This is a genomic window from Pantoea sp. SOD02 (assembly GCF_024707505.1).
Classification (GTDB): Bacteria; Pseudomonadota; Gammaproteobacteria; order Enterobacterales; family Enterobacteriaceae; genus Pantoea; species Pantoea symbiotica.
The window spans coordinates 857,832-879,558 of the sequence record NZ_CP102605.1; the positions used below are offsets into that span (position 1 = coordinate 857,832).

At 55.4% G+C, this 21,727-nt stretch carries 20 protein-coding genes; 9 read left to right on the forward strand and 11 right to left on the reverse strand.

Going from position 1 to position 21,727, the window contains the following annotated elements:
• Positions 1-98: 98 nt before the first annotated feature.
• Entirely contained in the window at positions 99-1,508 is a 1,410-nt protein-coding gene (locus NR302_RS23340; protein WP_258145493.1) for an MFS transporter, read from the reverse strand.
• A 115-nt stretch (positions 1,509-1,623) separates the two neighbouring features.
• Between NR302_RS23340 and NR302_RS23345 the strand changes: the two genes are divergently transcribed.
• Positions 1,624-2,478: a helix-turn-helix transcriptional regulator gene (locus NR302_RS23345; protein WP_008108064.1), complete on the forward strand. Its 855-nt coding sequence runs from the start codon at positions 1,624-1,626 to the stop codon at positions 2,476-2,478.
• Positions 2,479-2,482: 4 nt separating this feature from the next.
• Here the strand turns inward: NR302_RS23345 and NR302_RS23350 are convergent, their stop codons facing one another.
• Positions 2,483-3,475 (reverse strand): glycosyltransferase family 32 protein, encoded by a 993-nt coding sequence (locus NR302_RS23350; RefSeq protein ID WP_258145494.1) that lies wholly within the window; start codon positions 3,473-3,475, stop codon positions 2,483-2,485.
• A 337-nt stretch (positions 3,476-3,812) separates the two neighbouring features.
• Here NR302_RS23350 and NR302_RS23355 point away from each other — a divergent pair, with 337 nt between their 5' ends.
• The gene (locus NR302_RS23355) at positions 3,813-4,520 is read left to right on the forward strand and encodes a phage antirepressor KilAC domain-containing protein (RefSeq protein ID WP_258145882.1); all 708 of its coding nucleotides are present in this window, start codon (positions 3,813-3,815) and stop codon (positions 4,518-4,520) included.
• Between the two features lie 186 nt (positions 4,521-4,706).
• Here NR302_RS23355 and NR302_RS23360 read toward each other — a convergent pair whose 3' ends face one another.
• Positions 4,707-5,198 carry a GNAT family N-acetyltransferase gene (locus NR302_RS23360; RefSeq protein WP_256699121.1) on the reverse strand — a complete coding sequence of 164 codons (492 nt, stop codon included), beginning with the start codon at positions 5,196-5,198 and terminating at the stop codon, positions 4,707-4,709.
• A 457-nt stretch (positions 5,199-5,655) separates the two neighbouring features.
• The gene (locus NR302_RS23365; protein WP_258145495.1) at positions 5,656-6,681 is read right to left on the reverse strand and encodes a Gfo/Idh/MocA family oxidoreductase; all 1,026 of its coding nucleotides are present in this window, start codon (positions 6,679-6,681) and stop codon (positions 5,656-5,658) included.
• 279 nt (positions 6,682-6,960) lie between these two features.
• Between NR302_RS23365 and NR302_RS23370 the strand changes: the two genes are divergently transcribed.
• Positions 6,961-8,388, forward strand: coding sequence for a trehalose-6-phosphate synthase (locus NR302_RS23370; RefSeq protein ID WP_258145496.1), 1,428 nt, complete (start codon positions 6,961-6,963; stop codon positions 8,386-8,388).
• 45 nt (positions 8,389-8,433) lie between these two features.
• Here the strand turns inward: NR302_RS23370 and NR302_RS23375 are convergent, their stop codons facing one another.
• Entirely contained in the window at positions 8,434-9,615 is a 1,182-nt protein-coding gene (locus tag NR302_RS23375) for an FAD-binding oxidoreductase (RefSeq protein WP_258145497.1), read from the reverse strand.
• A 118-nt stretch (positions 9,616-9,733) separates the two neighbouring features.
• On the reverse strand, positions 9,734-10,675 hold the full coding sequence (locus NR302_RS23380) for a 2-hydroxyacid dehydrogenase (RefSeq protein WP_258145498.1): 942 nt from the start codon (positions 10,673-10,675) through the stop codon (positions 9,734-9,736).
• Positions 10,676-10,908: 233 nt separating this feature from the next.
• Between NR302_RS23380 and NR302_RS23385 the strand changes: the two genes are divergently transcribed.
• Genes NR302_RS23385 through crtB form a run of 5 tightly spaced genes read left to right on the forward strand, consistent with a single transcriptional unit; the run spans position 10,909 to position 16,676 of the window.
• A complete protein-coding gene (locus NR302_RS23385) occupies positions 10,909-11,814 on the forward strand; it encodes a polyprenyl synthetase family protein (RefSeq protein WP_154183080.1) in 906 nt (301 codons plus the stop codon).
• 14 nt (positions 11,815-11,828) lie between these two features.
• Complete coding sequence (locus NR302_RS23390) at positions 11,829-13,106, forward strand: glycosyltransferase (RefSeq protein WP_258145499.1); 1,278 nt, start codon at positions 11,829-11,831, stop codon at positions 13,104-13,106.
• Positions 13,106-14,272, forward strand: coding sequence for a lycopene beta-cyclase CrtY (gene crtY / locus NR302_RS23395; RefSeq protein ID WP_258145500.1), 1,167 nt, complete (start codon positions 13,106-13,108; stop codon positions 14,270-14,272). Before NR302_RS23390 ends, crtY begins: the two co-directional genes overlap by 1 nt.
• On the forward strand, positions 14,269-15,750 hold the full coding sequence (locus NR302_RS23400) for a phytoene desaturase (protein ID WP_154190851.1): 1,482 nt from the start codon (positions 14,269-14,271) through the stop codon (positions 15,748-15,750). The genes crtY and NR302_RS23400 overlap by 4 nt, the downstream gene beginning before the upstream one ends.
• Positions 15,747-16,676: a 15-cis-phytoene synthase CrtB gene (crtB, locus tag NR302_RS23405; RefSeq protein WP_258145501.1), complete on the forward strand. Its 930-nt coding sequence runs from the start codon at positions 15,747-15,749 to the stop codon at positions 16,674-16,676. The genes NR302_RS23400 and crtB overlap by 4 nt, the downstream gene beginning before the upstream one ends.
• On the opposite strand, the gene NR302_RS23410 is transcribed toward crtB, so the two are convergent.
• Positions 16,615-17,148: a sterol desaturase family protein gene (locus NR302_RS23410; protein WP_008108032.1), complete on the reverse strand. Its 534-nt coding sequence runs from the start codon at positions 17,146-17,148 to the stop codon at positions 16,615-16,617. The genes crtB and NR302_RS23410 overlap by 62 nt on opposite strands.
• Positions 17,149-17,222: 74 nt before the next feature.
• Positions 17,223-17,462, reverse strand: coding sequence for a type II toxin-antitoxin system RelB/DinJ family antitoxin (locus tag NR302_RS23415; RefSeq protein ID WP_036649391.1), 240 nt, complete (start codon positions 17,460-17,462; stop codon positions 17,223-17,225).
• Between the two features lie 388 nt (positions 17,463-17,850).
• Here NR302_RS23415 and NR302_RS23420 point away from each other — a divergent pair, with 388 nt between their 5' ends.
• Positions 17,851-19,041, forward strand: coding sequence for an MFS transporter (locus NR302_RS23420; protein WP_258145502.1), 1,191 nt, complete (start codon positions 17,851-17,853; stop codon positions 19,039-19,041).
• Here NR302_RS23420 and NR302_RS23425 read toward each other — a convergent pair.
• The 3 genes from NR302_RS23425 to NR302_RS23435 form a co-directional block, all read right to left on the reverse strand.
• On the reverse strand, positions 19,034-19,378 hold the full coding sequence (locus tag NR302_RS23425; protein WP_110867017.1) for a helix-turn-helix transcriptional regulator: 345 nt from the start codon (positions 19,376-19,378) through the stop codon (positions 19,034-19,036). The genes NR302_RS23420 and NR302_RS23425 overlap by 8 nt on opposite strands.
• 96 nt (positions 19,379-19,474) lie before the next feature.
• Positions 19,475-20,416 carry a sugar phosphate isomerase/epimerase gene (locus NR302_RS23430; protein WP_258145503.1) on the reverse strand — a complete coding sequence of 314 codons (942 nt, stop codon included), beginning with the start codon at positions 20,414-20,416 and terminating at the stop codon, positions 19,475-19,477.
• Positions 20,417-20,424: 8 nt separating this feature from the next.
• Positions 20,425-21,603, reverse strand: a complete 1,179-nt coding sequence (locus tag NR302_RS23435; protein ID WP_258145504.1) for a Gfo/Idh/MocA family protein — start codon at positions 21,601-21,603, stop codon at positions 20,425-20,427.
• Positions 21,604-21,727 lie beyond the last annotated feature (124 nt).

Sequence of the window (21,727 nt, forward strand, 5' to 3'; positions counted from 1 at the left end):
AAAGACCGCTGAGCCAAAGGTAAATTCAGCGCGACTCACGGATTTTCGGTTGTTTTACAATAAGGTGGAAAGCTCCTGCTGAAATCTGCTCACAAGAATTACCCTTCTGCCGTTACCGGCTGAAACGTACGGCGATTGAGGCTGGTGAAAATCACCAGCAATGCCATCATCACCAACTCAACGCCGAGCGTACCGGTGATCGCAGCCAGATGATTGCCGTGCGTGTAGATCTGTGTGAATACGCCGCCCAGCAGCATCGGGCCTAAACCCAGCGCCGATTGCTGCACCGTTGAAAGCACCGCACTGCCCGCGCCCGCCTGATGATGCGGCACGCCGCTCATGCCAATGCGGTAGAAGGTGCTGACAATAAACGACTGACCAAAGCCAATCAGCACCGTCGCGGGGATCAGTGTGAAGATACCGACCTGCGGCCAGGCGAGTTGCAGCGTGGCGATCAAGGCCAGCAAACCAACCATCTGAATGCCGCAGCCCATCAGCAAGGCACCGCGCTTACCTAAACGCTCAACGATACGCGTAGATTGCATCGCCCCGATAAAATAGGCCACGCCCAGCGCGATAAATGCATTCCCGGACTGAAACGCTGTCAGCCCTAAACCGGCCTGCAGCGTCAACGCCACTGAGAACATAAAGCCGCTCCAGCAGGAGAAGAACAGCACCGCCAGCGTCAGACCAAATCGCACGCTCGGCAGACGCAGTAGTGAAGGCGGCAGCAGCGGCGCGCCGTTGGCCGCTTCCAGACGCAGCGAACTCTGGCGCAAACGATGCAGAAACAGCGGGAACAGCACCAGCAGCAAGATGCACGGCCACGACCAATGCAGCAGCGGACCCAGCGCCAGTGCAAGCATCAGGCAGCCAATCGCGCCCGCCAGCAGCAAGGTGCCACTGACATCCACCGGCACGCGTTGGGTGTTATGTGTTTCCGGCACAAAGCGGCGCGCGGTGATCAGCACAAACAGGCAAATCGGCAGGTTGATCAGGAACACGCTGCGCCAGCCGTAGCCGCCGATATCCGCTTTGATAAGAAAACCACCCAGCACCTGACCGATGATAAATGCCAGCCCACCAATGCCGCCATACAAACCGATGGCGCGCGCATGCGCTCTGCCCTTCAACGTAATGTGCAGCGTGGCGAGAATTTGCGGCACGATAAAGGCCGCGCCTACGCCTTGCAGCGCACGGGCAAACATCAACAGGCCGACGCTGTTAGCGATGCCGCATAATAAAGATGCAATACCGAAGATCCATACTCCGGCGAGGAATACACGGCGGCGGCCATAATTGTCACCGAGCCGCCCGCCCATCGCCAGGCAAATGGCAAAGACGATGCCGTAGACCGCGACGATCAGCGCCAACTCGATCGCCGTGGCCTGCAGCGTGTGGGCCATCGCGTCTAACGCTACGTTAACGATAGAAAAATCAATCATGGGCAGCAGCTGCCCGGCAAGCAGGACCATCAATCCTGTGCGTTGAAGTTGCGATGTCTGCATCGGTTTTACCTTGTTTTTGCTGTCAGTACGGCATAGCATCACCTAACCATTAAACGGGTACCAGTTCTTGTTTATCATGGTATAAATACTACCCGTCTTGTCGAAGGATCTGCTTATGAGCCTGGCATCCGCGCCTGTTACCACCGAACAAAACAACCGCAAATTACTTGGTACTTTTCTGCGCACGCGCCGCGAAAACCTCGATCCCAATCGGCTCGGTTTACCGCGCATGCGCCATCGCCGCACGCCGGGTTTACGCCGTGAAGAAGTCGCGCAGTTAGCGGATGTTGGCGTGACCTGGTATACGTGGCTGGAACAGGGCCGCGATATTAAAGCATCGCCGAAAACCCTGACGGCGATTGCCAGCGCGTTGCAGTGCAACGATGTGGAAACGCAGCACCTGTTTTCGCTTGCCGGACATGCGTTGCCTTCGGTGCGCGTGGTGGCAGCCTGCTGCAAAATTGCTGCGCACAATCAGCAGATGCTCGACGCTATCCAGTTACCGGCAATTATTGAGACACCGCGCTTTGATATCCTCGGCTATAACGCCGCGTGGTGTGCCTTGATGGGCGTCGATTTGGCCGAGATCGCGCTGGAAGATCGCAATTGCATCTGGCTGGCATTCAATCATCCCGCATGGCGCAAAGCCATCAGTGACTGGGATGAAGTGATGCCGCAAATGGTGGCGATGTTTCGCGGGCAGATGGGCGAGCACCTTGGCGATCCGCACTGGGAAAGCTTTCTTGCCCGCCTGTTAAACAGTTCAGATGAGTTTGCGCACACCTGGCAGCGCTATGAATTGGGCCAGGTGGAGAATCGCGTCAAACGCTTTTACCGCGACGAAGTGGGTGAACTGACGCTGCGGCAAAATAACTGGTGGTCAGCCTCGCGCAACGGTGATCGCCTGCTGGTGTATGTGCCGGACGATGAAACCAGCGCCGCGGCACTACAGCAGTTGATCAATCCCTGATGCGCTATGCCTTGCTGGTCAGCGCCGGAAGCGGTGTCTGCGGTCTGGCGCCTTTCTGGCTGGTTAACAGAATCTGACCCAATAAGCTGTCTTTGTTCACCACGCCATATTTCAGGTTGGTGTCGAGATATTTGCGATCAAATCCCGTCAGTTTGGTCAGCGGCGGCAACACTGCTGGCAGACGATCCACCATCAGCATGCGGCTCAGCTTCACCGGCCGCCACTCCACCAGACTTTGATACAGCAAGGCGCTGGCCTCGCATTTACGCAGGTAGAAATTGTACTGATTGTTCTCACGCAACGCCTGCTGCTGCGCGATATACACCACCAGATAATCCGGTGGCGTGATGCCCTGAACAATGGTTTCGTAATCAGGCAGCGCGAGCAGACGACGGAAAAATTCATCGGCGCCTACTTCCACAATCGGCCGGAAAAAATGCAGCCAGCGCGCAATAAAGGCGTTATTTTTCGGCGCGGCCAGGAACCAGGATTCGATCACCGGATAGGCTTTATCCAGTGTGGAACTGTCGCGGTAGAAGGCGATCAGGTCATAACGATCGTCAACATTCACCGCCAGTAATTCGTCCATCGTGCGGTTGAGAATGATGGTGGCATCCATCCAGATCCCGCCATAGCGATGCAGCAGTTCCAGCCGGATGACATCACTTTTGTGCGAAGGACGCATATCCTGATGCACAAAGTGCAGATCGGGCAGATAGTGCTGGATGTTCAGGTTATTGATGACCGTTACCAGATAACCGGGATTTTCACGCACGATCTTGTCGACAAAAATCTGCACTTCTTGCGGCAGCGTTTCGCTTTCCCAATACATCCAAATCTGACGCGGAATGGCTGCGGGTGCGGTCTGGCGCGCAACCAAATTAATATCTTGCTCTGCGGCGGGATTGTAATCGGGCAGCGTGTGGCGTTTGGTCAGCTTTTTTTCCGCCAGTAAACCTAATGAGACCAGATGGGTTTTAAATTTATTCTTTTTCATCGTTTCTCCAGCAGCATAGCCGCCAGTTAACTACTTATTGCTGTTAAAAAAAGGCACACATCAGCCCTGCACGTAATGCTGCAGAAAGCCGATAAAAGCCCGGAAAATTGGCTCAAAACTATCAAACAGCCCTCATCGCGACAATTTAATAAACCCCGAAAACCTCACTTTAAGAGAATACGCAGGGATTACGCGGGACTGCGCTGGCTTTGTGAAACGTTACGCAAAGCCGAACATCTTAGGTGAACGGTTAAAAATAATACTGGATATATAAACAGTGATGCGTATAATTATTCAACAGCTACAAGGCTGAGTAAGTCTGCAAGAGGTAATAATGATGATGATCTCAACGGAAAGTCTGTCTGCTTTGAATGCATCGATGATGATGAGCAGCCGTGAAATTGCCCATGTCACGGGCATCACGCACGGCGAAGTGAAGCGCCTGGTTAAAAGCCTGGAAACCGCACAGCGTCTTTCCCAACCTTTGACGGTGAATCTGTATGAGCATCAGGGTGAAATACGTCAGGAGTTTCATCTCAACAAACGCGATTCATTACTTGCCGTTGCCCGGCTTTCGCCTGGCTTCACTGCGGAATTACTCGATCTTTGGCAGCAGCGCGAACAATTTACCCATTTGCCTGATTTCACTAATCCGGCGGAAGCGGCCCGCGCCTGGGCGGAACAGTTTGAGCAGCGCCGGGCGGCTGAGCAGCAACTCGCGTTGTCTGCACCCAAGGCTGAATTTTTTGATCGCTTTGTTGAGATCGAAGATTCACTCGGCTTTCGTCAGCTGTGCAAGATGTTGAAGGTCAAGGAAACCGAGTTTCGTGAGTTCCTGTTAGAACGCAATATCATGTATCGCGAAAAAGGCACGCTGGCACCGCAGCAGCATCATTTGCAAGCGGGTTATTTCACCTTGCGCTCTGGGCGTGGCGAGAATCAGCATGCTTTCTCACAAGCGCGTTTCACCGCCAAAGGCGTGAAATGGGTGGCCAGTTTATGGGCGGGACATCTGTCGGCTCAGCCGAAAGGTGTGGCTGCTTGAGGGGAGATTCGGGCCGCCATGAATGGCGCAATGCTCGTCAGTTAAGCGCCTTTCGGTCACCATAAATGGCGACCCTACAAAGGTTTGGCGCGTTTTTCGTAGGGTGCGCATTCATGCGCACCTGCATACATATGCAAATCAATGCTCAACTAAGCGGCATTATGCCATTAAAGGCGACCCGACGAATTACAGTGTCATCAGCATCTCATGCCACGCCATGCCGCCGTGGTCTGACTCGGACGGTTTGACGTACTGATAGCCCCATTTTTTATACAGCTCGACGTGCTGGGTTTTGCACATCAGATGAATGGTTCGCTTATCCATTTTCTTCATCAGGTCGATAAACTGGCGCATCAGCAGCGACGCATAACCTTTGCCCTGATAAGCAGGATCAAGCACCACCGACATAATGACGGCGTTCGGTGCTGCGGGATCGTGGCCGATTAACTCTTTGAATGCTTCATCCGACATCACCACATCCCACGCGCAACCGGCGTTGATGAAACCAATCACCTTGCCCTCGGTTTCCAGACATAAAAATCCCTGCGGATACTGCGTGATGCGAGTAGCAATCTTTTCACGCGTGGCGGCTTCATCACCTTCGTAAGCCTCAATCTCAATCGCGTAACAACGATCCACATCGGCCAGCCTGGCTTCTCTAAATACTAACGTCGACACAACTAAACCTCTTCGAGTCACTTCTGAACGGCGGTCAGTTTAACAGGCCGAATGTTCCGGTGCGCATAAATGCGTACAAGGTTGCCATTAATGGCAACCCTACGGGATTTGCAACGATTGTGAGTTAAGAATACGCACTGCTGCAGCGCGGGTGTTGAGGCGACATCCCAAACCGCTGAGCGAATGAGGGATTCCAGGGCGAGCCGCATGGATGCGGCGAGAGGTGGCGCTGAGCAGGAGCGAATCGACACCGGTCCGTCAGGAATCGTGAATGAGTGAAGGTACCGCGAAGCGGCGGGTTGGGCTGGCGCAAGGCCCGGGAGTGCAGAGGGCGCGGCCAGGCGCTCTCTGCTCGGTCGCCGCACGTAGGTATTGCAACTGCCTGGGCAAATGGCGAACGAAAGTTGCTCTGTGCTTAACTGAGCGGCCTTATGCCATTCATGGTGACCAAAAATTGTTACTCCAGCGTCACAACTCGGTTTTCCCGCGCACTGACAAAAGCCGCATCCAGCACCGCTAACACTTCAATCGCCTGCTCAGTAGTCACCGGCGGTTCGGTGCCGTTGCGCACCGCGTCGGCAAACGCTTCATAATAGGCATGATAAGCGCCCTGCTCCGATGGCACCGCTTCGTCGCCCTCAGCATGATGCAAAACGCCCCAACGATCGCGCTGCTCGTAGCCCCAACCCGCTAAATCATCCACCGGACGTTTACCGGCAAAAATCGCCTGCGCCTGCACATCAGTGCCTTGCGACAGATAGCTGCCCTTTTCGCCGTACAAGCGCAGTTCGCGGCAAACCATGCGATTGAGTTTGGTGGCAGAAACATAGGAGTGCGTACCATTGTGATGCGTTAGCGTCAGCACAAAACTGGCATCGGTGGGGCCTTCGGGTAATTCGACAATATCCAACTGCGCATACACCGATTTCACCGGACCCATCAGCCAAATGGCCTGGTCCACGATGTGGCTACCGAGATCGCGCAACAGCCCGCCGGTTTCACCGCCTTCCAGCGTCAACGCGTCATCAAAATCCATGCGGTTATGCAAGCGCCAAACTTTGCCAACTTGCTGTTGTTCAATAACTTTCTTCAGCGTCAGAATATCAGCGTCATAACGGCGGTTGTGATAGACGCTCAACACCACGCCTTTAGCAGCGGCCGCAGCAGCCAGCTCCCGCCCAGTTTTGGCATCGGGTGCGAAGGGTTTATCCGCGATCACCGCCACACCGGTGTCAATCGCTTCCAGAACCAGTTCACGACGGGTTTGCGGTGGCGTGGTGATGGTGACGATATCCACGCCCGCCGCCAGCATTTCAGTCAGGCTGGCGAAGATCGGCACATCGGGATAGTCCGCTTTTGCTTTTGCGATGGTCGCAGGCGCGCGTGCAACAATGCCCGCCAGCTCTAATCCGTTTGCTGCTTCAATGAAAGGTGCGTGGAAATGTTTGCCGCCGGTACCGTAACCCACAATGCCAATTTTCATGCTGTCTCCGTGAAAGATCGTTAGTGTCGAGGCTAATGATAGTTGCTGTTGCCTGAGCGGGTAGAATTTAATAAATCACATGTATTAAATTTTTATAGTTCTGAACGATTTTTTTACGGCTTTTTTACGGGCAGGTCGGATAACTTATTTTATCGACAGCGTGAAGGATGTGTATCAAAGAAAATAATGAGCGGAATCATTCAATTATTATTACGCCAACCTTTTTCAAATTCCCTGCCAGATATTAATAACGGGCAGATTAAGCAACGGGTAAAAAATATGTCAGGCTTAATATTGGTATCACATAATCAAAACAACCACTTAACGCTTTCAAGTATTTATGAAAGTATATTGACGCGACGTGGTGGCATGTGGGTGAAATGGAGTGGCGAGTTTGAGTCTTTTACCACTGAACCTCATCGTGAGCTGAATTTTACTAGCGGTAAACAATTCGACACGCTGACTTTCCGCTTAACCAAATCAGAATATGAAGAAGGTTATCACCAATATATCCATCAGGGATTATGGCCGGTATTTCATCAGCGTCCCGATATGGCGCGCTTTTCTACCAGCAGCCAAATCGGTTATATGAAACTGAATGAAACCTATACACGCGCCATTAGTGAATATGCCATGCCCGATGATGATATTTGGTTACAGGATTATCACCTGATCCCAAGCATTAAAATGCTGCGCGATGTCGGCCTGATAAATCGCATTGGTTTCTTTTTCCATCAACCTTTCCCGGCGGGACAATCATTTGAATCGGTGCCGAACTGGCGCTATCTGGCCGATTCCCTATTATGCGCCGATCTGATTGGTTTCCAGACCACCCACGACATGAACAATTTTACGGCCTGGGTTGAATCCCGCTTCCGTTGCGAACGCCAAACACCTTACACGCTGCGTATTCATGGCCGCCAGATTCGCGTCGGCGTATTCCCGGTGGGCATTGATACCGCCGAAACCAGCGCGCTGGCTGAAAGTAATAGCTGCCAGTATATGGAGCAGCAGTGTCGCGAAAATTTACCGGAGAATCTCATTCTCAGCGGCGGGCATTTTGACGACAGCACTGGCACGCCCTATCGTATTAGCGCGATAGAAGTTTTACTGCGTCAACACGAGGAGTATCACCACAAGTTTTCGTTGGTGCAGCTGGCTTCAGCGGCGTCAGGCTACAGCCATCGCATCAAAGCATTATCGCGTGATTTAGAAACCCGCTGCGGCGAAATGAATGGCGTGCATGGCGAGCTGAACTGGTATCCAGTGAGTTATTTGAGCAATCACTATTCGCGTGAAGAGCTGTGCGGATTTTACCGTGCGGCGCGCGTGGCGCTGGTCACACCGCTGATAGCCGGAATGAGTTTGATGGCGAAAACCTATGTCGCCGTGCAGGATCATGTCAATCCCGGCGTGCTGATTCTGTCGCAATTTGCTGGCGCCGCCGAACAGATGCAGGGCGCACTATTGGTGAATCCCTACGATCCCGATGCCATCGCCGATGCCATTCATACCGCGCTCATCATGCCGCTTTCGGTGCGTCGCGAACGTCACGCCAGCCTGCTAAAAAATCTGCATCTGCATGATTGCCATAAGTGGGCCGAAAGCTTCACTAACGCGCTGCAGCCGCGAGAACAGGATTTCGATTTAACGCTAAAGTCGGGTGCGATGATTTCCAATGGTTTTAGCGGACGACTGCGTTATTGATCCAAAATGGATGAGGCCGCCTGCGGGCGGCCATCATCCCAGACGTTATTGCGCCGCCGGGAAATTACGCTTTATTGGCGCAAACTCTTCCACGCTTTTACCCAGTAGACGTTGCGGGCGGAAATCACTGAGCAGTTCACTTGCTACATCGCTGACGAGCTCTTCAGCCACCAGCTTGCCAATCAATGGTGAAAGCGTGATGCCGCTGTGCGTTACCGCCACATAGACGCGCTGATGTGCTGTGACATAACCGATTGCCGGTAAACCATCGGCAGGTCGGGCACGTTGGCCTACGACGATTTGTTCAATGTGCAGCTCGCCCGCATCCGCAAACAGCGCGTGATAACGCGCGCGGAACTGCGCGGCGATATCGCTGGTGATCGACGGTGGCGCAGCTGAATCGGCCAAATGATCCAATTCTAAGGCTTGCAGCAGCAAACGTCCGCCGCCGTCCGGGCGCACGTTGAGTTGCGGAGAAATGAGATTGGCATTGAGCGATAGCGGCTGCGGCGCAGTGCGCACCAGAAAACTGCAGGCCACCGCGTTCGGTTTGCTGGTATCAAGCAACGCCAGATTGAGTCCGAGTGAATTTAGCAGCTGATTGGCCCAGCGTCCGGTGGCTAATACGATACGATCGCCCTGCCACTGCTCGCCGCCCTCAAGCTGCAGCGTAACCCGTTCAGCACTTTCGCTGATACTTTTAATGCGTTGATGCTGATACAGCACCGCGCCGTGCGCTTTGGCTTCGGACCATAAGCGCGCCAGATAGAGCGCTGGATGCAGCACCGATTCTGTTGGGAAGTGCCACACGCTGCCGCTGATGGCCTGCGCCCGCAGCTCCGGGATATCGCGCAGCACATCTGCGGGCGACGCTTCACGCGCCGCATAACCGGCCGATTGCAGCGACGTCGCACGCTGCAGCAGACGTTGCTGCGCATCGCCCTCGGCGGCCCATTCCCATGTACCGCCGGTTTCCAGCCAGCGCAACCCGTTCGGCTGCGCGTGCTGCAATTTGAGATGCTCTTCCATCGAGAGCGCATTAAGCAGGTGATAACTTTGCGGCTGTTTACCGTTGGAGTTCACCCAGGCAAACGTGGTGCTGCTGGTGCCCGCACCAATGTGTTGTTGTTCGAAAACGGTGACTTCAACGCCCTGCAACGCTAAGGCGCGCGCCACCGCTAATCCGATAACGCCGCCGCCAATAATGGCAATTTTCTGTGCTGTCATAATGGGCTCCTGAATTGAGTGCCGCTATCATAACAGCCTGGCTGAGCGTAAATTGCTATTACTAAATAGGGATAATTTATCTGGATATAAGAATTTCATCTTAATCCGGATACTTAAATTATACCGATGTCAGAATCTTCCCATCGGCGAAATAGGCCAGCAAATTCTCCAGCACATTATTGGTCATTTGTGCACGCGTTTCATGAGTTGCACTGGCAATATGCGGCGTTAACAGCACATTATCCAGTTCACGTAACGCGGGATTAATTTTCGGTTCATCCGGATAAACATCCAGCGCAGCTCCTTTAATGGTTCCCTGTTGCAATGCAGCGATCAGGTCGGGTTCATGGATTACCGTGCCACGCGCAATGTTGATCACTACGCCCTGTTTGCCGAGCGCCTTCAGCACTTTGGCATTTACCAACTGGAAATTCTCTTTGCTGCCCGGCAGGGCCAGCACCAGAAAATCGCTAAAGGCAGCAAGTTGCTCGATGGTGTCGCAGCGCTTATAGCTGACGTCTTTCGCCGAACGCGCGGTATACGCCACCTCCATGCCAAAAGCTTCGGCACGGCGCGCAATCGCTAAGCCAATCGCGCCCAACCCGGCGATACCGATTCTTCTTCCGCTGGCGCGGCTGGAGAGCTCAACGCCGTTGTTTTCCCATGCACCGGATTTGGCAAACTGATGGTAAGCCACCAAATTACGCGAGAAGGCCAGCGTTAACGTCAGCGCCAAATCGGCGACATCTTCAGTCAGGATGTCGCGCGTAATGCTGACCTGAATATCGTGTGCAGCCGTGTATTTTAGGTCGATACGATCGGTGCCGACACCGAATACAACGATGGCTTTACACTCGGGCAATTGCTCAAGCAAAGCTGTTTCAACCCCAACATCGCCACGCGTGACGATGGCTTTGATTGCTTTACCATGCTGCTGAATAAATAGCGCTGCGTCTTGTTGCTCATATAAGCGATGGCAGTGGAAATGTTGCGTGAGCTTTTCATCTAACTGAGGCATGACCGGCTGAATAATCAGCACGGCAGGTTTGGTATTCGTCATTTTATTGTCCATTAGCGGTATTTATTTACCACCAGCCTAACGGAGTTATTTATGTTACGGCGTTGCTGTTACTTATTTCGCTAATAAGATCACGCATAGCGTTATTAACGATATTTACCTGGTGCGCATGAATGCGCATCCTACAAAGTCAAGGCCCTCGCTGGCGAACTCACCTTACGCAGTCTACGGTTAATCAAAAAGCATAAAAAATTCACCAACCATGGATAGCCATTATGACCACCCATGTCGACACCACAGCACATCAGACAAGCGAACTCCTTCAGCTGCAGCAAATTTTACAGACGCATCTTGAACATTTATTGCCTGCGGGACAGCAAAGCGATCGCGTGCGTGCCGCGATGCGTGCCGGTACGCTGGCGCAGGGCAAGCGCATCCGTCCTTTATTACTGCTGCTGGCAGCGCGCGATATGGGTTGCGAGCTGACGCAAAATGGCGTTCTCGACCTCGCCTGTGCAGTGGAAATGGTACATGCGGCATCGCTGATTCTGGATGACATTCCCTCGATGGATAACGCGCAGATGCGTCGTGGTCGCCCTACCGTACATCGCGAATTTGGTGAAAACGTGGCGATTCTTGCTGCCATCGCGCTGCTGAGCCGCGCATTTGAGGTGATTGCCATTGCACCCGGTTTGCCTGCCATGCATAAATCTGAAGCGATTGCTGAACTCTCCGCTGCCGTCGGCCTGCAGGGCTTGGTTCAAGGACAATTCCAGGATCTGCACGACGGCGCGCAAAGCCGCAGTCCAGAAGCGATCGCCCTGACCAACGAACTAAAAACCAGCGTGCTGTTTCGCGCCACGCTGCAAATGGCGGCGATAGCCGCTGACGCTTCACCGCAGGTGCGGCAACGTCTGAGCTTCTTCGCCCAGGATTTGGGCCAGGCGTTTCAACTGCTCGACGACCTCGCCGACGGCTGCAAACACACCGGTAAAGATGTGCATCAGGATCAGGGCAAATCCACGCTGGTACAGATGCTAGGTGCTGACGGCGCGGAACGTCGCTTACGCGATCACCTGCGTAGCGCCGATGCACACCTTGCCTGCGCCTGCCATCGCGGCATCGCCACTCGCCAATATATGCACGCGCTGTTTAATCAACAGCTAGCGATGTTCAACTGAGCGCGGCTCCGCCGGTGGGCCACTTTGCGGTGATCGCGCCGCCGCTTTATAGCCACTTTCACGCGTTGCAGGCGTTAGCACAAACGCTGCTGGCGCGCGGCCATCGCATCACATTTATCCAGCAAGCCGATGCCCGCACCTTGCTCAGCGACGAACGCATTGAATTTGTTGCCGTCGGCCAGCAGACGCATCCTGCCGGATCGCTGGCGCCCGTGTTGCATCGGCTGGCTTCGCCGGGCGGCCTGTCGCTGTTTCGCGTGATCGACGATCTGGCGTCCTGCACCGATATGCTGTGCCGCGAACTGCCTGCGGTACTAAAATCGTTGAATATAGATGGCGTGATCGCCGATGAGATGGAAGCTGCGGGCGGATTGGTCGCTGAAGCGCTGCATCTGCCGTTTGTTTCGGTGGCCTGCGCCTTGCCGGTCAATCGTGAAGCCGGGATTCCGCTGGCGGTGATGCCCTTCCGTTTTGCACAGGATGAGAAAGCGCTGAAACGTTTTCAGGCCAGCAGCGATATTTATGATCGCATCATGGGTCGTCACGGCGAGGTGATCCTCAAACACGCGCGGGCGTTTAATTTGACGGAGCGGCGCGGATTGCATCAGTGCCTGTCGCCGCTGGCACAAATCAGCCAGATGGTGCCGGCCTTTGATTTTCCGCGTCAGCAACTGCCCGCCTGCTATCACGCCGTCGGACCACTGCGCGCACCGGTTGCGGTTGCGCCGCTTCAAGCGCCCTGGCCGGCGCTGCGCCAGCCGGTGGTTTATGCCTCGCTGGGTACGCTGCAAGGCCATCGATTCCGGCTGTTTCTGCATCTGGCGCAGGCGTGCCGCCAGCTGCGGCTGTCGCTGGTGATCGCCCATTGCGGGGGATTAAACGCCGAACAGACGCATCAGCTGGAGCTCGCTGGCGCGGCGTGGGTGACGGATTTTGTCGATCAACGCGCCGCCCTGCAGCACGCGCAGCTATTTGTCACTCATGCCGGATTAAACAGCGCCCTGGAAGCACTGGAATGCGGCACGCCGATGCTGGCGCTGCCGATTGCTTTTGATCAGCCCGGCGTGGCGGCGCGCATCGAATGGCATGGCGTTGGTCGCCGCGCATCGCGCTTCAGCCGCGTTCATCAACTGGAACAACATCTGCAACAGCTGCTGAACGACGATCGCTACGCGCTGCGGATGTCAGCGATACAGGCACAACTGCAGCGTGCAGGCGGTTGCCAGCGCGCGGCTGACATCGTCGAGCAGGCGCTGTGCCAGCAGCAAGTTGTGCTGGCGGAGGCGACCTGATGCGCGCGCAATACGATGTGATTCTGGTCGGTGCCGGACTGGCGAATGGCTTGATTGCACTGCGCCTGCGTCAGTTGCAGCCGCAGCTGAAATGCCTGTTGCTGGAGAGCGACGCGCATCCGGCCGGTAATCATACCTGGTCGTTTCATCACAGCGATCTCAGCGCCGAACAGCTGAGCTGGCTGCAACCGCTGATTACCGTGCGTTGGTCAGGTTATCAGGTGCGTTTTCCTGCGCTGCGCCGCAATCTGGACGGGGATTATTGTTCCATCGCATCAGGCGATTTTGCCCGCCATCTTTACGCGGCGATGGGTGACGATCTGTGGACAAACGCTGCCGTACAACAGGTAAAACCCACGCAGGTGACCCTGGCCGATGGTCGTGAGCTTGATGCGCAAGTGGTGATTGATGGTCGCGGCCTGCAGCCGACGCCGCATCTGCAGCTGGGTTATCAGGTGTTTCTTGGACAAGAGTGGCAGCTGGCGCAGCCGCACGGCCTGCAGCAGCCGATCCTGATGGATGCCACCGTCGATCAGCAAGCGGGTTATCGTTTTGTTTACACGCTGCCGCTCAGCGCCGATCGGCTATTGATTGAAGATACCCATTACGTCAATCAGCCAGCGCTGGCGGAGAACACCGCTCGTCAGCACATCGCCGACTATGCCAAACAGCAAGGCTGGCGGCTTAGCACGCTGCTGCGTGAAGAGCATGGCATTTTGCCGATTACCCTGAGCGGCGATATCGATCGATTCTGGCAACAGCAGCGCGGCCAAGCGTGCAGCGGCCTGCGCGCCGGACTGTTTCATGCCACCACCGGTTACTCCTTGCCGTCCGCTGTCGCGCTGGCGGAGTTAGTGGCCTCGCTGTTGCCCACCGATGCCAGTACGCTCAGCCAACACATCGAACGCTTTGCCCGTCAGCAGTGGCGCGCGCAGCGATTTTTCCGCCTGCTAAACCGCATGCTGTTTTTGGCCGGCAAGCCGCAGCAGCGCTGGCGCGTGATGCAACGTTTTTACCGGCTCGATGCCGGGTTAATTAGCCGCTTTTACGCCGGGCAACTGCGCATGCGCGATAAAGCGCGGATTCTGTGCGGCAAGCCGCCGGTGCCCATCGGTGAAGCGCTGAGCGCGCTGTTGAATTCTGTCGAACCAGGGAAGAAAAAATGAAACGCACTTATGTGATTGGCGCAGGCTTTGGCGGCCTGGCGCTGGCGATTCGCCTGCAAGCGGCAGGCATACCAACCACTTTACTCGAGCAGCGCGACAAACCGGGCGGACGCGCCTATGTGTTTGAGGATAGCGGCTTTACCTTCGATGCCGGGCCAACGGTGATTACCGATCCCAGCGCCATCGAAGAGTTGTTCACGCTGGCAGGAAAATCGCTAAGCGATTACGTCGAGCTGATGCCGGTAACGCCCTTCTATCGCCTGTGCTGGGAAGATGGCAAACAGCTCGATTATGACAACAATCAGCCGCTGCTGGAGCAGCAGATCGCCACGTTCAATCCTCAAGATGTTGCAGGCTATCGTCAGTTTCTCGCCTATTCGCGCGAGGTGTTTAAAGAGGGTTATCTGAAACTCGGCACGGTGCCGTTTCTGCAGGTGCGTGACATGCTGCGCGTCGCGCCGCAGCTGGGGCGTTTGCAAGCCTGGCGCAGCGTCTACAGCATGGTGGCGAAATTTATTCAGGACGATCATCTGCGCCAGGCGTTCTCCTTTCACTCATTGCTGGTGGGCGGTAATCCTTTTGCAACGTCATCGATCTATACCTTAATTCATGCGCTGGAGCGTGAATGGGGCGTGTGGTTTCCGCGCGGCGGCACCGGCGCGCTGGTGCAGGGCATGGCGCGACTGTTCGAGGACCTGGGCGGCGAGCTGTTACTGAATGCCGAAGTGAGCCAGCTGGAGACCAGCGGCAATCGCATTAGCGGCGTTCAGTTAGAGGACGGACGACGCTTCGATGCCGCTGCTGTGGCCTCCAATGCCGACGTGGTGCATACCTACGACAAACTGCTGCGCCATCATCCGCTGGCAATCAAACGTGCGACATCGCTGAAGCGTAAGCGCATGAGCAACTCGCTGTTTGTGCTCTATTTTGGCCTTAATCAGCCGCATGAACAGCTCGCGCATCACACCGTCTGTTTCGGTCCGCGCTATCGTGAGTTGATCGATGAGATTTTTAACAGCAGCCAGCTGGCAGAAGATTTTTCACTTTACCTGCACGCGCCCTGCAGCAGCGATCCGTCGCTGGCACCGCCCGGCTGCGGCAGCTTTTATGTGTTAGCGCCGGTGCCGCATCTCGGCACCGCTGACATCGACTGGCAACAGGAAGGACCGCGCTTGCGCGATCGAATTTTTGCTTATCTGGAGCAGCACTACATGCCGGGATTACGTCAGCAATTAGTGACACACCGAATGTTTACCCCGTTTGATTTTCGCGACACGCTGCATGCCCATCACGGCTCGGCGTTCTCGCTGGAGCCGATTTTGACGCAAAGCGCCTGGTTCCGCCCGCATAACCGCGATGCCGATATCAGCAATCTTTATCTGGTGGGTGCCGGTACGCATCCGGGCGCGGGCGTGCCCGGTGTAATCGGTTCGGCCAAGGCCACCGCCAGGCTGATGCTGGAGGATCGCGCCGAATGAATCGACAGCCTTTACTTGAGCAAGTGACGCAAACCATGGCGGTCGGCTCGAAGAGTTTCGCCACCGCCGCCAAGCTGTTTGATGCACCGACGCGCCGTAGCACGCTGATGCTATATGCGTGGTGTCGTCACTGCGACGATGTGATTGATGGGCAAACGCTGGGCGAAGGCGGCACGCAGCATGCTGTCGAAGACGCGCAGGCACGTATGCAGCATCTGCAGATTGAAACCCGTCGCGCCTACAGCGGTGCGCACATGGATGAACCGGCGTTTAGGGCGTTTCAGGAAGTGGCGATTATTCACCAACTGCCGCAGCAATTGGCGTTTGATCATCTGGAAGGCTTCGCCATGGATGCACGCGACGAACACTATGCCAGCTTCGACGATACGCTGCGCTACTGCTATCACGTCGCGGGCGTGGTCGGTTTGATGATGGCGCGCGTGATGGGCGTGCGCGACGAAGCGGTGCTCGATCACGCCTGCGATTTAGGACTGGCGTTCCAGCTCACTAACATTGCGCGCGATATCGTTGAAGATGCCGAAAATGGCCGCTGCTATCTGCCACAAACCTGGCTCGATCAGGCGGGATTACGCGCCGATACGCTGACAGCGCCGCAACATCGCGCGGCGCTGGCCACGCTGGCAGCGCGTTTAGTGACGGAAGCGGAACCCTATTATCACTCGGCGCGATCCGGCTTACCGGGCTTGCCGCTGCGCTCGGCGTGGGCCATCGCTACGGCTCGCGGCGTTTATCGCGAAATTGGCGTCAAAGTTCAGCACGCCGGTGTGCACGCCTGGGATTCACGGCAGCGCACCAGTAAAGGTGAAAAACTGGCGCTGCTGGTGAAAGGGGCTGGTTTGGCGATTACTTCGCGTGTGGCTCGTCCTGAACCGCGTCCGGCTGGTCTGTGGCAGCGTCCTCGTTGATTTTACGTCCGTGACGCTGGCGCAGCGTGGCTTGCAGCTTATTCAGCGGTGGCGCGTAGAGGAAACCAAATGACACGCAGCCTTCACGCCCGCGCACCGCATGATGCATGCGGTGCGCCATGTATAAGCGCTTAAGATAGCCTTTGCGCGGGATGTAGCGGAACGGCCAGCGTTGATGCACCAGGCCATCGTGCACCATGAAGTAGAGCGCACCGTAAGTCGTCATTCCGGCACCAATCCACTGCAGCGGCCACATGCCTTGCACACCGACATAAATCAGCACAATCGCCAGTACCGCAAACACCACCGCATAAAGATCGTTGAGCTCAAACTTACCGCTGTGCGGTTCATGGTGCGACAGATGCCAGCCCCATCCCCAACCGTGCATGATGTATTTATGCGACAGCGCCGCGACGATTTCCATCACCACCACGGTTGCCAACAAGATAAGCACGTTCCATAACCAGAGCATTGTTCGTCCATTTGTGGAAAAGGGAAATACTAAAGGTGGACGCGGATGAGCGATGGCGCAAGCTGAGAAAATAATTACAGATCATCCAGCGTTACGTTTACAGGCTGCGGATTTCGTAAGCGCTCACGCACTATCTCCACTAATTCGGCGTCTTCATCACTTAATAAGGTTTTCTTAAAAGGCAGTCTTTCATTATCAGCAATGTATTCAAGTGTCTGCCGCAATGCCTCTGAGGGAGTAATGCCCATTTTTTCAAGCGCGGCGAAAGCACGCGCTTTTAAATCATCATCGATTCTGAGATTAATATTGGCCATAAACTCACTCGCTGTAATCACGTTTGTGCGCACAATTTTCATCTTTAATCCATCCTTATGCAAGCCGCAATTCCTGTTTATAAACACGCTATTCAAAATGATGTTTTACAACGCCCACAAGATAAAAACCTGCCTGATTCTGGTGATGTGATTAAAACTGGAAGATTGTCCGCAGAAGAACTCAGCGGCTTGCAGGAACTTAACCGAATTTCAGATCTGTGTGGGCTTTTGTCAGATGAGTACAGGACCTTCTAGCCGACTTTACATCTCCCCACTCACTCGTTAGTATTGCCCTCCTTTCAGCGGTCAATCGCCGCTGCGTAAGCGTTAACGTCAACCAACGCACCATAAGCAGACTCGGTCTGCCTCATTGCTATGGTGCGAAAATATGGCCCACACCGCGTTATCTGCGAATCCTGCTCTGCGTCGTTCTGGTTTTTTCCTGTTCTTACTGCTGCTGACAGCGGCCAACTTGCGCACGCCAATTACCGCGGTCGGCCCGGTGCTGGAAAACATCAGGCTGACGTTTGGCTTGAGCGCCAGCGCGGCGGGCGTGATCAACTTCTTGCCGCTGTTGATGTTCGCTACCTTAGCGCCACCCGCCGCCTGGTTCGGCAACCGTTTTGGTCTCGAGCGCAGTTTGTGGGGCGCGTTACTGCTCATCACGCTGGGATCGATTCTGCGTATCAGCGGCAGTGAATCTGCGTTGTGGGCGGGAACCATCATCCTGAGTTCGGGGATTGCAGCGGCCAACGTGCTTCTTCCGCCGCTGATTAAGCGTGATTTCACCGAACACACCGCGCGATATGTTGGCTTGTACGCGATGACCATGGCGGTCACCGCCAGCATTGCGTCGGGCGTGGTGGTGCCGCTGGCAGAGCTGAGTCGCGCGGGCTGGCGACTCTCATTAGCAGTGTGGCTGGTTCCGGCGATCGTCGCGCTGTTAGCCTGGCTGCCGTATCTGAAGAAGCCTGCGTCTCAGGCAAAAAACAGCGCCAACAGCACGTCAACGCGCTCACCGTGGCGCGCGGCCTTAGGCTGGCAGGTTTCGCTGTTTATGGCCTGCCAGTCGCTGGTGTTTTACACCCTGATTGGCTGGTTTACGCCTTTTGCGCAAGACAGCGACATTAGCCAGCTGGAAGCGGGCGGCATGCTGTTCGTCTATCAAATTGTGGCCATCGTTTCGAATCTGGCCTGCATGAGTGCACTGAAGAAAATGCGCGATCAGCGGGCGATTGGTTTTCTCGCCTCACTGTCGATTTTTGTCGCTGTCGCCGGACTGTTATTGGCACCGAATTATGCGCTGCTGTGGCTGATTCTGGCGGGATTAGGCGCTGGCGCATCAATGGTGATTTGCCTGTCGCTGTTTAATTTGCGCACCCATGATCATTTGCAGGCGTCGAGATTGTCAGGCATGGCGCAGTGCGTCGGTTACGGATTAGCGGCGCTGGGCCCGCTCTGTTTTGGCCTGCTGCATGATGTCAGCGGCAACTGGCAGTGGCCGCTGATGCTGCTGTTAGTGATTGCGGGGTTGCAGATGATTGTGGCTACGCTGGCTGGGCGTGCGCGGGTTATTTAACCTGGAAATCATCCAGCGTGGTGCGGGTCAAGGGATCCTGCTGGGTGGCGCTTAAAAGCGAATCGAGCAAACCCGGAAAACGGGCATCGAGATCGTCGCGTCGCAGCGACAGCAGGTTTTCACGTCCTGAGGGTTTCTGCCAGATAATGCCGCCCTCACGCAGCACGCGCCAGTGATGAGTTAAGGTGGATTTGGAGACGCCTTTCAGCAACGATCCGCAGGTGTGTTCGCCGCCGTCCGCCAGAATGCTGATCACCGTCATGCGCATCGGATTGCCCAACGCCGCCAGCACATTCTCTAGCCTGATTTCGTCGCGCTGTGGGTGGTTTTCCAGCATGGCGTGCCTCTTAATAATGGGTGAACCACGAATTATCCGGCAGGCAAGGCTCGATGTACAGAACACGGCGAGCGGTTGCCCGCCGTGGGTTTGACATTACTGGCTAATGGTTTGCTTGAGCGCCGCAATCGAGGAGGTCACGCCCGCTTCCACCGACATGGTGAGATCTTCCATCTCCAGCGATACCCAATCGTTGTAGCCCATCATGCGTACCACCGAGAAGAACTCTTTCCACCACTGCAGATCCTGGCCGCAACCAACGGCAACATAGTTCCACGCGCGATTGGCGACATCTTCCACCGGCTTGGTTTCCAGCAGACCGTTGATGTCCACCAGCCCGCGCTCCAGACGCACATCTTTGCCGTGGCAGTGATGAATTGCCGGGCCAAGCGCGCGCGCTGCGGCAATCGGGTCCGCGCCCATCCACAGCAGGTGGCTGGGATCGAGGTTCAGGCCGACCATATCACCGACCGCGTCGCGCAGACGGAACAAGGTTTCCGGATTCCACACCAGCATCGAACTGAAATTCTCCAGCGCAAACTTCTCCACGCCGCTGTTTTTAGCGCGCTGCACCAGCCCTTGCCAGTAAGGGATCGCCACTTCATTCCACTGATAATCGAGGCAGTTTTTCAGCGTCGGCGGCCAGCTCACGGTGTAAGTGATCCAGTTTGGAATGGTGTCGTGCGGGCTGGCGGGCGGCAGGCCGCTCATCATCACGATTTTCTTCACACCCAATTCACCGGCCAGCGCTAGCGCGTTTTCGGTATCACGCTTGTGCTTGCTGCCCAATTCGCCCGGATCGAGCGGATTACCCGACACGTTCAGCGCCGCAATCGACATACCGCGACTCTCCAGCGCCTGCAATACCTGTTGACGCTTTGTGGCACTCGCCAGCAACTCTTCGGTACGCAGATGCGGTGCCGGTGACCAGCCGCCGGTCGTCATCTCAACGCCGTAAACACCCAGTTCCAGCAATTTATCCAGCATCTGTTCAAACGGCAGATGACCGAGGCTATCAGTACAAAACGAAAGTTTCATGGCAATCCTTATTCGTAATTAACCCAGCTCGCGCCGTTGTCCGCAGAACGCACGCAGTTTTCGATCCAACGCACACCTTCAATCCCAGCGTTGATATCGGGATAGATCAGGTTATCGAGAGTCTTCTGGTCGCCCTGTTGAGTAGCGTGAATGGCGATGGCAAATTTCAGATAGATGTTGGCCCAGGATTCCGCCAGACCTTCAGTATGCAGCGCGCCCAGACGTTCATCCGCCAGAGCGCTTTCATGCAGGTACGGCATGCCGTGATGCATGATCTGATTCGGCTGGCCCTGCACTTCATATTTCAGCTCGCCTGGGTTGTAGTCGCTCCACTCCAGACTGGCGCGCGAACCAATCACGCGAATGCTTTGGCTGTCCATCGAACCCGCATTGATCGATGAGGCCCACATGCGTCCTACCGCGCCATTGTCGTAATGCATCAGCACCATGGCGTTATCTTCCAGCGGTGCGCGCGACGGAATAAAGCTCTGGCGATCGCACAGCAGCGATTTCACTTTCAGCTCTGGCAGCACCAGCTGTGAGATGTAGAAGGTGTGCGTAGAGATATCGCCGAGCACAAACGACGGACCGGCAATCTTAGGATCGACGCGCCATTTTTGCGCTTCGCTGAATTTGTCGGCGCTGTCATTGGCGCTGAAGCCGTGGGTGTATTGCAGCTCCACCATGCGCACATCACCAATTTCGCCATTGGCGATCATCGCCCGCATCTGCATCAGCAGCGGATGGCCAGAGAAACCGTAAGTCACGCCGACAATCAGCCCTTTCGCTGCCGCCAGCGCTTTGATTTCCAGCGCTTCGGCGGTGGTGAAGAACAGCGGTTTTTCACAAATTACGTGAATACCGGCATTCAGCGCCGCTTTAGTGATCTCGAAATGGGTGCCGTTTGGCGTGGCGATAGATACCACTTCAACGCCATCCTCACGCTTCGCCTCTTCGGCCAGCAGCTGCTGATAAGTGGCGTAGCAGCGATCCGCATCGAGTCCTAAGTTGACGCCGAAATCGCGGCCGCGCTCAGCATCGATATCAAAGGCGCTGGCAACCATCTCATACGCCGTGTTATCACGCAGCGCACCGCAACGATGTTTATAACCAACCTGGCTGAGACGACCGCCGCCAATCATCGCCCAGCGCAGTGGGCGTGGAATACTCTTTTCACCGATGAGCATAACAACTCCTGTTTATTTTGCACCCGAGTGCAAAATGGTTTGAGGTAAGATGTTGGGTATTGTTTTTCTGATATTTTACTTTTTGCTACCGGGTGCAAAATGAGCCACTCAGGTGAGCCTTTAA